Annotated in this window: 11 protein-coding genes; 4 read left to right on the forward strand and 7 right to left on the reverse strand. The window is 73.6% G+C overall.

The window, feature by feature from the left end:
• Window positions 1–34: 34 nt before the first annotated feature.
• Window positions 35–1,609 carry a phytoene desaturase family protein gene (locus ACZ5XZ_RS16325; RefSeq protein WP_468978331.1) on the reverse strand — a complete coding sequence of 525 codons (1,575 nt, stop codon included), beginning with the start codon at window positions 1,607–1,609 and terminating at the stop codon, window positions 35–37.
• Between the two features lie 178 nt (window positions 1,610–1,787).
• On the opposite strand from ACZ5XZ_RS16325, the gene ACZ5XZ_RS16330 reads away from it, so the two are divergent.
• Window positions 1,788–3,095 (forward strand): glycoside hydrolase family 27 protein, encoded by a 1,308-nt coding sequence (locus ACZ5XZ_RS16330; protein ID WP_468978332.1) that lies wholly within the window; start codon window positions 1,788–1,790, stop codon window positions 3,093–3,095.
• Between the two features lie 36 nt (window positions 3,096–3,131).
• Here ACZ5XZ_RS16330 and ACZ5XZ_RS16335 read toward each other — a convergent pair whose 3' ends face one another.
• The 6 genes from ACZ5XZ_RS16335 to ACZ5XZ_RS16360 all read right to left on the reverse strand — a co-directional run bounded on the left by ACZ5XZ_RS16335 (window position 3,132) and on the right by ACZ5XZ_RS16360 (window position 10,216).
• Window positions 3,132–5,114 carry a serine/threonine-protein kinase gene (locus tag ACZ5XZ_RS16335; RefSeq protein WP_468978333.1) on the reverse strand — a complete coding sequence of 661 codons (1,983 nt, stop codon included), beginning with the start codon at window positions 5,112–5,114 and terminating at the stop codon, window positions 3,132–3,134.
• A 33-nt stretch (window positions 5,115–5,147) separates the two neighbouring features.
• Window positions 5,148–6,065, reverse strand: a complete 918-nt coding sequence (locus ACZ5XZ_RS16340; protein WP_468978335.1) for an oxygenase MpaB family protein — start codon at window positions 6,063–6,065, stop codon at window positions 5,148–5,150.
• 53 nt (window positions 6,066–6,118) lie between these two features.
• Entirely contained in the window at window positions 6,119–7,309 is a 1,191-nt protein-coding gene (locus tag ACZ5XZ_RS16345) for an acyl-CoA dehydrogenase family protein (RefSeq protein WP_468978337.1), read from the reverse strand.
• 251 nt (window positions 7,310–7,560) lie between these two features.
• The gene (locus ACZ5XZ_RS16350; protein WP_468978338.1) at window positions 7,561–8,001 is read right to left on the reverse strand and encodes an SH3 domain-containing protein; all 441 of its coding nucleotides are present in this window, start codon (window positions 7,999–8,001) and stop codon (window positions 7,561–7,563) included.
• A 121-nt stretch (window positions 8,002–8,122) separates the two neighbouring features.
• Window positions 8,123–8,887 carry a VOC family protein gene (locus tag ACZ5XZ_RS16355; RefSeq protein ID WP_468978340.1) on the reverse strand — a complete coding sequence of 255 codons (765 nt, stop codon included), beginning with the start codon at window positions 8,885–8,887 and terminating at the stop codon, window positions 8,123–8,125.
• 162 nt (window positions 8,888–9,049) lie between these two features.
• On the reverse strand, window positions 9,050–10,216 hold the full coding sequence (locus tag ACZ5XZ_RS16360; RefSeq protein ID WP_468978341.1) for an FAD-dependent oxidoreductase: 1,167 nt from the start codon (window positions 10,214–10,216) through the stop codon (window positions 9,050–9,052).
• Between the two features lie 310 nt (window positions 10,217–10,526).
• Here ACZ5XZ_RS16360 and ACZ5XZ_RS16365 point away from each other — a divergent pair, with 310 nt between their 5' ends.
• From ACZ5XZ_RS16365 to ACZ5XZ_RS16375, 3 genes are read left to right on the forward strand one after another with little or no spacing between them, the layout of a single operon-like run.
• A complete protein-coding gene (locus tag ACZ5XZ_RS16365) occupies window positions 10,527–11,498 on the forward strand; it encodes a FecCD family ABC transporter permease (protein WP_468978612.1) in 972 nt (323 codons plus the stop codon).
• A complete protein-coding gene (locus tag ACZ5XZ_RS16370) occupies window positions 11,495–12,553 on the forward strand; it encodes a FecCD family ABC transporter permease (protein WP_468978342.1) in 1,059 nt (352 codons plus the stop codon). The genes ACZ5XZ_RS16365 and ACZ5XZ_RS16370 overlap by 4 nt, the downstream gene beginning before the upstream one ends.
• Complete coding sequence (locus ACZ5XZ_RS16375; RefSeq protein WP_468978344.1) at window positions 12,550–13,362, forward strand: ABC transporter ATP-binding protein; 813 nt, start codon at window positions 12,550–12,552, stop codon at window positions 13,360–13,362. The genes ACZ5XZ_RS16370 and ACZ5XZ_RS16375 overlap by 4 nt, the downstream gene beginning before the upstream one ends.
• The last annotated feature ends 68 nt before the right edge of the window (window positions 13,363–13,430 follow it).

Here is a 13,430-nt window from a genome sequence, read left to right on the forward strand (position 1 = left end):
GCGTCCCGTTGCAGCAGGGCGCCGCCCCACCCCGTCAGCCCTCCTCCAGTACCGCCATCGCCGCGTTGTGACCGGGGATTCCGCTCACTCCTCCGCCGCGGACCGCGCCCGCCCCGCACAGCAGGACGTTGGGGTGGGTGGTGGCCACGCCCCAACGGGCCGGCGCGGTGCCGCCGGCCGCCCCGGCGCACTCGTCGTGCTCGTCCGCGTAGGGGAACGCCAGGTCGCGGTGGAAGATGTTGCCGCCCGGCAGGCCCAGCTCCCGGTCCAGGTCCAGGGGGGAGCGGGCCTCGATGCACGGGCGGCCCTCGGCGTCGTGGGCGAGGCAGTCGGTGAGCGGTTCGGCGAGGTGGGTGTCGAGTTCGGCGAGGGTGGCGGCGAGCAGGCGGTCGCGGGTGGTGTCGTTGTCCGCGGCGAACAGCCGGGCCGGGGTGTGCAGGCCGAAGAGGGTGAGCGTCTGGTAGCCCCGGCGGACCAGGTCGGCGCCGAGGATGGAGGGGTCGGTCAGGGAGTGGCAGTAGATCTCGGACGGCGGGTCCGCGGGCAGCTCGCCGGACGCGGCCTGCCGGTAGGAGCGCTCCAGCTGGCCGTAGCCCTCGGCGATGTGGAAGGTGCCGGAGAAGGCCTCCCGGGGGTCCACCCGGGTGTCGCGCAGCCGCGGGAGCCGGGTGAGCAGCATGTTCACCTTGAGCTGGGCGCCCTCGGCCGGTGGTGGCGGGTTCTCGCCCAGGAGACGGGCGAGTTCGCGCGGGGAGGCGTTGACCAGGACCCGTCGGGCGCCGATCGTGCCCCGGTCGCAGCTGACCTCCGCCGTCCGGCCGTCCGTGGCGATCGTGGTCACCGGGCAGTTGGTGACGATCTCGGCCCCGGCGCGGCGGGCGGCGTCGGCCAGCGCGTCGGTGAGGGCGCCCATACCGCCGATGGGGACGTCCCAGTCGCCGGTGCCGCCGCCGATGACGTGGTAGAGGAAGCAGCGGTTCTGGCGCAGGGAGGGGTCGTGGGCGGTGGCGAAGGTGCCGATCAGGGCGTCGGTGAGGACGACGCCGCGGACCAGGTCGTCGGTGAAGGTCTCCTCGACCACCTCGCCCAGGGGGCGTTCGAACAGGGCGTGCCAGGTGGCGTCGTCGTCGACGGCGGCGCGCAGTGCGGCGCGGGTGGGGAGCGGCTCGGTGAGGGTGGGGAAGACCCGTTCGGCGAGCCTTTGGGTGGTGCCGTAGAAGCGCTGCCAGGCGCCGAACTCCCGGTCGGAGCCGGTGAGGTCGGCGAACGACTTACGGGTGCGGGGCTCGCCGCCGCCGACGAGGAGGCCGGTGGGGCGGCCGTCGCGTACGGCGGGGGTGTAGGAGGAGACGGTGCGCTTGCGGACCGCGAAGCGCAGCCCGAGGTCCCGCACGATCTTCGGCGGCAGCAGGCTGACGAGGTAGGAGTAGCGGGACAGCCAGGCGTCGACCCCGGCGAACGCCCGGGTCGACACGGCGGCCCCACCCGTGTGGTCCAGCCGCTCCAGTACCAGCACGCTGCGCCCGGCCCGTGCGAGATAGGCGGCGGCGACCAGCCCGTTGTGCCCGCCGCCGACGACGACCACGTCATACGAAGTCCGTTCCGGCATGCCCCTTCGTAGCACGCGGTGATCCCGGTGGCCAGGTGCACGCGGCTGAAACCTCCGGCGCGGTCGGTGCGGCTTCTTGATCGGCCGCAGGGCTGCTCCTAGCGTCCGGCCGTGCTCGCCGCCGGGACCGCCCGGCTGTCCCGCACACAGGCCGTCCCGCTCCCCCGTGAGGTGACCCGTGTCCCGCCCCTCGGTATCCCGCACCGGCCGCAGCCTCGCCGGGCTGACGGCCGTCGCCGCCTGCTCGGCCGGGCTGCTCGCGGCCCCCGCGCCCGCCTCCGCCACCCCCGACCCGGTCCGCCCGCCCGGCGCCGCGCACACCGCGATGCCGTATCCGCATCTTGCCCCCAAACCCCCCATGGGCTGGAACAACTGGTCCTACTACACCTGCGGCATCAGCGAGCAGGTGGTCCTGGGCAACGCCCGGGCCCTGGTCCGTACGGGTCTGGCGGCGAAGGGCTACGACACCGTGACGGTCGACGACTGCTGGACGAGCAGGCAGCGCGGCCCCAAGGGCGAGCTGGTGCCGGACCCGGCCAAGTTCCCGCACGGCATGGCGTACGTCGGGCAGCAACTGCACCGGATGGGCCTGAAGTTCGGCATCTACGCGGATGTCGGCACGCTCACCTGCGAGAAGTACCCGGGCAGCCTCGGCCGCTTCCGCCAGGACGCGCAGCTGTTCGCGCAGTGGAAGGTGGACTACGTCAAGGCGGACGGCTGCAATGTGCCCACGGTGCCCGGGCGCAGCAAGGAGCAGACCTACCGCGACCTGTACGGGCAGATGAGTGACGCGCTGCGGGCCGCCGGGCGGCCGATGACGTTCTCGGTGTCCGCGCCGGCGTACTTCCAGTTCGACGGCGCCGCCGTCTGGCACCGGGTCATCGGCTGGTCGTCCGAGCTGGGCAATCTGTGGCGCAGCGGCCGCGATGTGGCGCTGCAGAAGGCCTCGCCGGACACGAAGTGGTCCTCCATCGTCTACAACTTCCACTACAACGCGGAGCTGGCGGACCTCCAGCGGCCCGGACGCTGGAACGACCCGGACCTCCTGCTGGCCGGCGACTCGGGTCTGACGCCGCAGGAGATGCAGAGCCAGATGTCGCTGTGGGCGGTGATGGCGGCACCGCTGATCTCCAGCACGGACCTGGAGAAGCTGTCACCGGCGGCGCGTGCGGTGCTCGGCAACGAGGAGGTCATCGCCGTCGACCAGGATCCGCTGGGGGTCCAGGGGCACATCGTGCAGCAGGGCACCGACTTCGCGGTGCTGAGCAGGCCGCTGCAGAACGGCGACCATGCGATCGCCCTGTTCAACTCGGGTGACTCGGCGCGCACGCTGTCGGTCACGGCCGGTGCGGCCGGGCTGCCGAAGAGCTCCTCCTATCTGCTGCACGATCTGGTCACCGGCCGCCGTGCGCACAGCGCCGGCGACATCGCGGCCGAGAAGGTTCCGGCGCACGGCACGGTGCTCTACCGGGTCACCCCGAGCTGAGCCGCGCGGCGGCTTCCCGGCCGCCCGCGGGCCCCGCTACCGCTCGCGTCGGGCGCGCTGCCGGCGCAGGGACGCGACCCGGCGGTGGAGGGCGGCCGCCTCGTCGGCGCGGCCCAGTTGCTCCAGGCACTGGGCCAGGTCGCTCTGGCTGGTCAGCGCGTCGGGGTGGGTGGCGCCCAGGACCCGTTCGCGGGCGTCGGCCACCTGGCGGTAGCCGTCCAGCGCGTCGTTCCAGCGGCCGAGCCAGCCGAGGGCCACGGCGGTCTCCCGCCGGCTGACCAGGGTGTCGGGGTGGTCGGGGCCGAGGGTTCGCTCGCGCGCCGCGGCCACCGCCCGGGCTTCCACCAGGGCCTCCTGCCAGCGGCCCAGCCGGCCGAGGTTGACGCCCAGGCCGTGCCGGGCGCGCAGGGTGTCGGGGTCGTCGGCGCCCCGGGTGCGGGTGCGGGCCGCGATCAGGTCGCGGTAGAGCGCCAGGGCCTCCGCGTTGCGGCCGAGCCGGCCGAGGCCGATGCCGACCTCGTAGCGGGCGGCGAGGGTGTCGGGGTGGTCGGGGCCCAGGGCCGTCGAGCGGGCCGCCGCGACCTGCTGGTAGGTCTGCAGCGCCGCCGCCCAGTTGCCCAGTTTGCCGAGTACGTGGGCGAGTTCGCAGCGGGTGGTGAGGGTGTCGGGGTGGTGGGCGCCGAGGACCCGGGCGCGTGCGTCGGCCACCTCGCCGGTCATCGCCAGGCAGTCCTCCAGCCGGCCCAGCCGGCCGAGGTTGAGCGCGAGGTGGTGGCGGCAGCCGAGGGTGTCGGGGTGGTCGGGGCCCAGCGCGCGCTGCTGGTCGGCCAGTACTTCGGCGTAGCACTGGTGGGCGTCGAAGTAGCGGCCCTGGCGGCCCAGCGCATGGGCGGACTCCAGGCGGCCGGTGAGGGCGGCGCGGCGCTCGTCGGGTGGTGCGGGGCTGGCGAGCGGGCCGGCCGGGGCGGCGTCGCCGCGGCGCGGGTCGTCGCCGCCGGTCCAGGTGTCGGTGAGGACCGTGGCGGCCCGGTCGGCCGGGGGGCGGGGCGGGCGGCGGGCGGCGCCGGCCGGGGAGCCGAGGGTCATACCGCGGGTCCAGGACGGCAGCCGCGGGGTGGCGGCTGTGGTGGTGTCGTCGGGGCCGGCCGGGGCGCGGCGCGCGGGGTGCCGATGGCGGGCGTCGGCGAGGCGTTTGGCCAGTTCGTCGGCGTCGCGTGGCCGGTCGTCGGGGTCCTTGGCGAGCAGTTCGAGCATGATCCGCTCGTAGGGCTCGGGCAGGTCGGGGCGGAGCGTACGGGGCGGGGTGGGGGCGGTGTCGCGGTGTCCGACGAGCACCGCCCAGGCGTCGCCGAGGTCGAACGGGGGGACGCCGGTGGCCAGCTCGTAGAGCACACAGCCCAGGGAGTACAGGTCGCTGCGGTGGTCTATGGCGTGCGCGCCGATCTGCTCGGGCGACATGTAGTGCGGGCTGCCCATGGCGATGCCGGTGCCGGTCAGGCGGGCGGTGAAGCCGATGTCGTGGCCGAGGCGGGCGATGCCGAAGTCGCAGATCTTGACCGTGCCGTCGGTGGTGCGGACGATGTTCGCCGGTTTCAGGTCGCGGTGCACGACGGCTTGTTCGTGGGTGTAGGCGAGGGCGGCGGTGACCTGCTCGGCGATCTCGATGACGTCCCCGACGGGCAGCGGCTGGCGACGGTTGTCGTCCAGCAGCTGGCTGAGGTTACGGCCGCTCAGCAGCTCCATGACGATGAAGAGCGTGCCCGCGTCCTCGCCGAAGTCGTGCACGACGGTGATGCCGCGGTGCTGGAGGGCGGCCGCGACCCGGGCCTCGCGCCGGAAGCGTTCGCGCAGCACCTGGAGGAACGACGGTTCGTGCCGGGGCCCCAGGGGCTTGAGGCACTTGACGGCGACCTGCCGGCCCAGCGATTCGTCGCGGGCCCGCCAGACCTCGCCCATACCGCCGCGGCCGATGGTGTCGAGCAGCCGGTAGCGCCCCTGAACCAGTCTGTTTTCCGCCATCCCGTATCGCCGCCCCCGTCCCCAGTGCCGCGGTCAGCCGCGCAGTTCCCCCTGCGTCCCGTCGTGCCCGTCCAGTATGGCGGCGCAAGCGCGGAGCTTGTAGGGCGCTGGGCGGGTGTCGGGGCCGAGCCGTTCGACGGCGCGCAGGACGTGCCGGGGCGGCAGCTGCCAGCGGACGGTGGGCGGAATGGCGCGCAGGAGGCGGCCGGTGGCGCGAAGGCGGCGGGTGACGGCGGCCGGCGGGGCCGCGGGGCGCCGGTAGAGGTCGTGTGCGTACGCCGGGAGCGCGTCGTAGGCCAGGTGTGCGACCCGCTGCCAGAGCAGCGCGCGGGCCGGGACGAGGGGGGCGGGGGTCGGGGGCCGGCGCAGGAACGTGTCGACCTGGCGGGCCTCGGGGGTCAGCGCCAGTTCGGGCTGTACGCCGTCGAAGTAGGCGGCGAGGGCGTCCCGGTCGCCGGGGACCGCGTCCGGTTCGAGGCCGACCAGGCGGGCGCTCGCGCGCTGTTCGGCGAGGTAGCGGTCGGCCTGGGCGTCGCTGACCGGGTAGCCGGAGCGGCGCAGTACGTGCAGGTAGGAGTCCACCTCCGCGCAGTGCACCCACAGCAGCAGGGCCGGCTCGTCGATGCGATAGCGCTCGCCGGTGGCCGGGTCGGTGGCGGTCAGCCGGCGGTGGATGCCGCGGACCGCGGCGCCGGCCCGCTCGGCGGCTTCGGTGGTGCCGTAGGTGAGGGTGCCGACGAAGTCGGCGGTCCGCATCAGCCGGCCCCAGGCGTCGCGTCGGCCCCTGGCGTCCATGTGGAACGCGGCGGAGTTCTGCAGGACGCCGCGCACGGCGCGCGGGTGCAGCGCCTGGAGGTACAGGGCACGGACGCCCGCGATCCACATCATCGGGTCGGCGTGCAGCTGCCAGGTCACCGAGCGGGGCCCGAAGAGCCCGGGGTCGCCTGCCATGAGCCCCTTCTCCCGTCTGGGGTCCCCCCGCGCCCTTGAGGCGTGGGGGCCGGTCAGCGCCGTACGCGCGGCATCCCGAGGCCGATCCACGAGATGATCTCGCGCTGGATCTCGTTGTTGCCGCCGCCGAAGGTGAAGATGACCGCGGAGCGGTAGCCGCGCTCCAGTTCGCCGTGGAGCACGGCGCCCGTCGAGCCCTCCTTCAGCGGGCCGGCCGAGCCGACGACCTCCATGAGCCAGGCGTAGGCGTCCCGCCGGGCCTCGGAGCCGTAGACCTTGACCGCGGAGGCGTCCTGCGGGGTGAGCGTGTCCTGCTGGAGCGCGTCGACCATCTGCCAGTTCAGCAGCTTCATGGCGTCCAGTCTGGTGTGGGTGCGGGCCAGCCGTCCACGGACCCAGCCCAGGTCGATGACCCGGCGGCCGTCGGCGAGCTTGGTGTCGGCGGCCCAGCGCTGGACGTTGTGCAGGGCGCGGATGGCCATGGTGCCGTGGGCGGCGAGGGTGACCCGCTCGTGGTTGAGCTGGTTGGTGATGATCCGCCAGCCCTTGTTCTCCTGGCCGACGCGGCGGGTGGCCGGGACGGTGATGTTCTCGTAGTAGCTGGCGGTGGTGTCGTGCGAGGCGAGGGTGTTGATCACGGTGCAGGAGTAGCCGGGGTCGCTGGTGGGGACCAGGAGCATGGTGATGCCCTTGTGGGGTGGGGCGTCGGGGTCGGTCCGTACGGCCAGCCACACCCAGTCGGCGGTGTCCCCGTTGGTCGTCCAGATCTTCTGTCCGTTGACGAGGTAGGTGCCGGTCTCTTCGTCGCCCTCGCGTACCGCGCGGGTCTTGAGGGCGGCCAGGTCGGTGCCGGCGTCCGGTTCGCTGTAGCCGATCGCGAAGTCGATCTCGCCGGAGAGGATCCTGGGCAGGAAGTAGGCCTTCTGCTCGTCGGTGCCGAACTGCATGATCGTCGGGCCGACGGTGTTCAGCGCCATCAGCGGCAGCGGTACGCCCGCCTGTGCGGCCTCGTCGAAGAAGATGAACTGCTCCATCGGGGTCATCCCGCGCCCGCCGAACTCCTTGGGCCAGCCGACGCCGAGCCAGCCGTCGAGGCCCAGACGGCGCACGGTCTCGCGGTAGAAGCGCTTCTGGGCGGTGGGGTCGGCGTACCGTGCGTAGGCGTTGTCCGGCACCAGTTCGGCGAAGTAGGTGCGCAGTTCGGTGCGCAACCGCTGCTGCTCGGGGGTGTATTCCAGGTGCACGGCCCCTCCAGTTCGTCCGGTCCCGTCGTCCGGTCCGGCGGCGCGGCGTTCCTGATGGAGCGTCGGATGCCGGATCGAGGGCACAGTAGAACTTGTTCCAGTAATACGGAAGGGTGCCGGAGCGCGATCGAGCCGGCGCGGCCGCCGGGCCGGGGGTCCGGGCGGGCGCCGGTGCGGGGCGGGGCGCCCGCACGCACGAAGGCCCGGTACGGCACCTGTGGGGTGCCGTACCGGGCCCCGCCCGGGCACCATCAGCCCATGGCGTGCTTGGCCGGGTTGTTGAAGCCGGAGTGGTGCATCCGGCCGTGCTGCACGTCCTTGCAGTACTTGACCTTGCCGGTGTTGGTCACGTACTTCGCCGAGACCCAGGACGCCCGCTCGTCGCGAGTGAGGTACCAGACGCTGTTGCCGGCGACGCTCTGGGTGCGCACCTTGCACACCAGGCCGATCTGCGCGCGGTGGCGGAAGAAGCCCCTCACGGAGGAGTCCGTGCTGGGGTACTGACGCGCACTCAGGCCCATCTTCGTGGTGACGATGCCGTATGGCCTCGCGGTGCTGACGGGCCCGGGCGTCGCCGCCTGGGCCGACGCCGCGGTGGACAGCGTCGTGCCCATGGCGACGGCCGCGGCCAGTACGCCCGCGCCGGCGGCGAGTCTTCTGCCTCGGGCCACGAGGAGTTCGGTCGTGGACATAGGGGGGTCTCCTGTTCTTGACGCGCAATGGCACCCATTGGCGCAAACGGGACATTACGCGCAAAAATCCCATTGAATGAGGTGAAACGACGAACAGGCCGCCGATCGTGTGATATCGCGATCAGCCCTCGGTGCCGGCGCGGTAGATGCCGAAGGAGGCCCCTTGCGGGTCGCGGCCCACGGCGATCCGCGGCCCGTCGGGGACGTCCGTCGGGGGCACCAGCAGCATGCCGCCGGACCCGGCGGCACGGGCGGCCGTCTCGTCGACGTCGGCGACCGCGAAGTACGGCAGCCAGTGCGCCCTGACGTCCTCCGGGTAGAACTCGTCCAGCGCGCTCATCCCGCCGAAGTCGGCGCCGTCGATGCCCCACTGCGGATAGTCCTCGTGGGTGCCCACGGTCCATCCGAAGACCCCCGTGTAGAAGGCCTTGGCGGCCGCCTCGTCACGGGTGGCGAGCTCGACCCAGCCCAGCGAGCCCGGCGCGCTGAGCACCGCGGCGCCGGCGAAGGACCGGGCCTGCCACACCTCGAAGACGGCTCCCTCCGGGTCGGCCAGCACCGCGAAGCGGCCCAGGTCGAACACGTCGCTCGGCGCCCTGACCTGCCGCCCGCCGGCTCGGGTGACCGCCGCGGCCAGCGCGTCGGCGTCGCGCGTCGCGAACGACACGGTCCAGGCGGTCGGCCGGCCGGGGGCGGAGAGCGGGGCCAGCGCGGCGACCGGGGCGGCGCCCAGGTACAGCACCGTGTAACCGCCCGCCTCGTCGCGCGGGTCGGTCTCGGCGCGCCAGCCGAAGACCTGGTGGTAGTACACCTTGGCGGCGTCGACGTCCGAGGTGCCCAGCTCCACCCAGCACGGCGCGCCGGGGGTGGGCTCAGTGATCTTCACGGTGTGTTCCGTCCCTCCGCGCCGCGCCGCCGCGGGGCGTTTCGCCGTCGCGCCCCTGCGCGGCCGGCCGCCGCCCGTACGCTGCCGATCGTCCGACGGACGCCCGGGACCCGCAACCGGAGGGCGGACGCCTCGGGCCCGCGGGCCGGGGCGGCCGGGCGGTCAGGGCCCCTCCTGCACCTGCCCGGCCATCCGGCGCAGGTGGCGCAGGGACCCCTGCGGGGCGTCGGGAGAGAGGGCGTTGGCCAGTCCGCGGGCGGCCAGCTCGGCGGCCCGCGCCGAACGGGGCAGCATGGCCGCCTCATAGGCGCGCAGCGCCTCGTCGGGGTCGTCGTGGCGCGCGACGAGGGCCTCGGCGAGTTCGCAGCCGTCGAGCATGGCGAGGTTGGCGCCCATGCCGGAGAACGGTGTCATCAGATGCGCGGCGTCGCCGAGCAGCGTCAGGCCCGGGGTGTGGATCCAGGTGTGCGGCACCGGCAGCGCGAACAGCGGGCGGTTGACGAACCCGCCGTCGTTCTCCCGCAGCAGCGCCAGCAGCCGGTCGTCCCACCCCGCGAACGTCTTGAGGAGTACGGCGCGCACCGCCTCGGTGTCCGTCATCACCAGCCCGGCCTGCAGCGCCCAGTCCTGGGATCCCCGGAAGGCGGCGTACCCGCGGATGTGGGCGCGGCTGTTGCGCTGGACGATCAGCGCCTTGTCGGCGTGGGCCGCCATCATGCTGCCGTCGCCGACCAGGCGGGCGATGCCGGGGTGGCGGGCGTCGGCGTCGTCGAGGCCGAACTCGACGAAGGTGACGCCGGAGTAGTGCGGGGTGGCGTCGGAGAGCAGCGGGCGCACCCGGGACCAGGCACCGTCGGCGCCGATGACCACATCGAAGGTCTCGGTGCGGCCGTTGTCGAACTCCGCCTTGTGGCGCCCGTCGCCGAGCGGATGGACGGTGCGCAGGTAGTGGCCCCAGCGGACCGTGCCGGGCGTGAGGGAGTCCAGCAGCAGACGCCGCAGCCGGCCGCGGTCGATCTCGGGACGGTCGGTGACGTCGACGGCCGGGGTGTGCTCGAAGAGCAGGGTGGCGGCGTGGTCGAGCAGTCGCATCTGCTGCCCTTCGGGGCGGGCCACGGCGCTGAACTCCTCGTACAGCCCGGCCGCGTGCAACGCCTTTTGACCGGTCGTCAGGTGCACGTCCAGCGTGCCGCCTTGCGGGCGGGCATCGGCGGACGCTTCATGATCGTAGACCGTGACCGGTACGCCGTGCCGCTGCAGGACGCGGGCGCAGGTCAGGCCGCCGGGGCCGGCACCGATGACTGCGATGCGGGGAGGGGTGGGTGTCATGCCACCCAGAAAAGCACAGCCGATTAGAAAGTGCAACGGTTACACTTTTTTAGCTGCGCAACCTGACAGTCCCCTCCGACCAGAAGGGCGAGCGGGGCGACAAGTGGACAAATAACTCCAGGTCAGGAGTGTCCAGGAGGGAGGGGTGCAATTGATCACCGACAAAAGGGATAGTTGACCGTTATCCGAATGGGCGTTTGCAGGTTTAGGCATGCCTAACCTAATGTCACGACGCGTGTCGACGACCCAACCATCTGCCACCGCGCCCCCGGCGCCCGGCGAGCGCCCCGCCGCGAGCCCCCTGCGGCGTGTGCCGCTGCTGGTGGCCGGGCTCTGCGCGCTGGCGGTCTGCGCCGCCCTGAGCCTCGCCCTCGGCGCGCGGTCCGTACCGCTGTCCACCGTGCTGGACGCCCTGTCAGGAACCGCCCACGGGCGGGACGCCATCGTGGTGACGGGGCTTCGGCTGCCGCGCACGGTGGTGGCGCTCGCGGTCGGCGCGGCGCTCGGCGTGGCCGGCGCGGTCGTCCAGGGCATCACCCGCAATCCGCTCGCCTCCCCCACGACGCTGGGCATCAACGCCGGCGCCGGCTTCGCCGTGGTCACCGCGATCTACGCACTGCATCTGACCCGGCCCGTCGAGTACCTCTGGTTCGCGTTCGCGGGCGCCGCGGCGGCCGCGCTGTTCGCCCAGGCGCTGGCCCGGCGCGCCGGCGACCTCGACCCGGTGCGCCTCGCCCTGGGCGGCACCGTGCTGCAACTCGTCCTGCTCTCCTGGACGTCGACGGTCATGCTGGCCAGCAAGCGGTCGTTGGACGAGGCCCGGTTCTGGCTGGCCGGTTCGCTGGCCGAACGGCCGCTGGAGGTGCTCTATCCGGTGCTGCCGGCCCTGGCGCTCGGCCTGGTCGTCGCGCTGGCCCTCACCCCGGCCCTCAACGCCCTGGCGCTGGGCGACGACTCGGCGCAGTCGCTGGGTGTCCCGGTGACCCGGATCCGGCTGGCCGGCGGACTGGCCGTCGTCCTGCTCGCGGCGTCCGCGGTGGCCGTGGCCGGCCCGCTGGCCTTCATCGGGCTGGCCGCACCGCACCTGGTCCGCCAGCTGCTGCGCACCTCCGACCACCGGATCGTGGTGCCCGGCTGCCTGATCGCCGGTCCGCTGCTGCTGCTCACCGCCGACATCCTCGGACGGGTCGTCATCCGGCCCTCCGAGCTGCAGGTCGGCATCATCAGCGCGTTCCTCGGCGCGCCGCTGCTGGCGCTGCTGGCCCGGAAGGTGGCGCGATGAACGACGTCGTACCCGGCGCGAAGCCCCTTGCCACCGCCGCCCCCGCACGCCGGGCCACCGGGCGCCGGACCGCGCTGCCGGCCGTCGTGGGCCTGCTGGTGCTCTGCGCGCTGATGACGGTCTCGGTGGCCAACGGGGAGATGCCGCTGCCGCCCCTCGACGCGGCCAAGGGCCTGTTCGGGCTCGGCGATTCGGCCACGGTGCTGGTGGTCCAGGAGTTCCGGGCCCCGCGGATGGTGGCGGCGGTCGTCGCGGGCGCGGGACTGGCGGTGGCCGGTGCGCTGCTGCAGCGGCTGTTCCGCAACCCGCTCGCCTCGCCCGATGTGATGGGGGTGACCGGCGGCGCCTCGTTCGGCGCGGTGGCGATGCTGGCCGCCGGCGCCTCGCAGATGCTGATGCCGCTGGCGGCGCTGGGCGGCGGGCTGCTCGCCGCGGTGCTGCTGGGGGTGTTCTCCTGGCGCTCCGGGGCCGGTGTGACCCGGCTGGTGCTGGTGGGACTCGCCGTGCAGGCGGGGCTCTCGGCGGCGGTGAGCTTCATGGTGGTGCGCTTCCCCGCGGAGCTGGCCGGCTCGTCGCTGCAGTGGACCACCGGCTCGGTGTACGGGCGCAGCTGGACCGAAGTGTGGTCGGCGGGCGGAGGGGTGGCCCTCGCGCTGGTCGCCGCCTTCGCGCTGAACCGCCGGCTGGCCGTACTCGATCTGGGCGACGACTCGGCCGGCACGCTCGGTCTGAACACCCAGGCGGCCCGGCTGCAGATCCTGCTCGTCGCGATCGTCCTGGCCTCGCTGGCCGCCGCGCTCACCGGCCCGGTCGCCTTCGTCGCGCTGGCCGTCCCGCACGTGGTGCGGTTCCTCGCCGGGCCGCCGACCGCCGGGACGCTGGCGCTGTCCGGCCTCGCCGGTGCCGTACTGCTGCTCGCCTCCGATCTGGTGGCGCAGTATCTGCTGCCGGTCAGCGGGCTGCCGGTCGGAGTGGTCACCGCCACTCTGGGCGCGCCCTGGCTGCTGGTGCTGATGATCCGTCAGAGCAGTTCCGTCCACAGGAGTGTCCGATGACCGCCAACCAGCTCGCCACCCACGGACTCGACCTGCGCTACGGCGACCGGCTGGTCGTCGGCGGCCTCGACCTGGAGCTGCCCGGCGGCGCGGTCACCGCCGTCGTCGGCCCCAACGCCTGCGGCAAGTCGACCCTGTTGCGCGGTCTGACCCGGCTGCTGGCGCCGGCCGCCGGCACCGTCACCCTGGACGGCGCGGACATCCACCGGATGCCGGCCCGGGCGCTCGCCCTGCGGATGGGCCTGCTCCCCCAGCAGCCGGTCACGCCCGACGCGATCACCGTCGAGGCGCTGGTACGGCTCGGCCGCTACCCGCACCAGCGACTGCTGAGCGGCTGGTCGACGGCCGACCAGCAGGCGGTGGAGGAGGCGCTGCGGCGCACCGGCACCACCGGGCTGCGCGACCAGCCGGTCGACCGGCTCTCCGGCGGGCAGCGCCAGCGCGCCTGGATCGCGCTGGCGCTGGCGCAGGACACCGACCTGCTGCTGCTCGACGAGCCCACCACCTTCCTGGACCTGCGGCACCAGCTCGACGTCCTCGACCTGGTCGCCGCACTGCACGCCGAGGCGGGCCGCACCGTGGTGATGGTGCTGCACGACCTCGGGCAGGCCGCCCGTTACGCGGACCATCTCGTGGTCCTCAAGGACGGGCGGCTGGCCGCGGCCGGCGCCCCGGCGGACGTACTCGACGCGGAGCTGGTCAAGTCCGTGTTCGACGTCGACTGCCGGGTGATCCCCGACCCCGAGACCGGCACCCCACTGGTGGTGCCCAAGGGCAGCTCGCGGCGGCACACCGCCGCCTCCGCCTGACCGCAACACCGCTCTCCCCCACGGGCGTTCCCGCTTTCTCCGCTCCCCTCCAAGGAAGTCACACTCCC

This window comes from Streptomyces sp. NPDC033270, from assembly GCF_055576575.1.